Raw genomic sequence first — 533 nt, forward strand, 5'->3', positions numbered from 1 at the left:
GGAACGGAATCCCAGGACTGGGCACAGATTCTGCTGCGCATGTATACCCGCTGGGCAGAGCAGCATGGCTGCAAGGTCAAGATTTTGGAAGAAAGCCCGGGCGAAGAAGCGGGGCTTAAATCCGTCACGATCGAGGTCAACGGCGAGAACGCCTATGGCTGGCTGAAAACGGAAAGCGGTGTGCACCGTCTTGTGCGGATTTCCCCGTTCGATTCCAACGCCCGCCGCCATACCAGTTTTACGTCGGTCGGCGTGTTTCCGGTTATTGACGATGATATCGAAATTGATATCGACGAAAAGGACCTGCGCATCGATACCTATCGGGCATCCGGTGCCGGCGGTCAGCACGTTAACCGGACGGAATCGGCGATCCGTATCACGCATATCCCAACCAACGTGGTTGTGCAGTGTCAGAACGACCGGTCCCAGCACAAGAACCGCGCTGCGGCCATGAAGATGCTGAAATCCCGTTTGTATGAACTGGAAATGCAGAAGCGGGACGAGGCCGCCGCCGAAACCCGTGGGCAGCAGAC

Annotated in this window: 1 protein-coding gene; it reads left to right on the top strand. The window is 57.2% G+C overall.

Features of this window, described 5'->3' with window-relative positions:
- The coding region (locus QQJ79_RS15960) for a peptide chain release factor-like protein (RefSeq protein WP_284223927.1) at window positions 1-533 on the top strand (533 nt) is incomplete at both ends.

Source organism: Brevundimonas denitrificans (assembly GCF_030160755.1).
GTDB lineage: Bacteria > Pseudomonadota > Alphaproteobacteria > Caulobacterales > Caulobacteraceae > Brevundimonas > Brevundimonas denitrificans.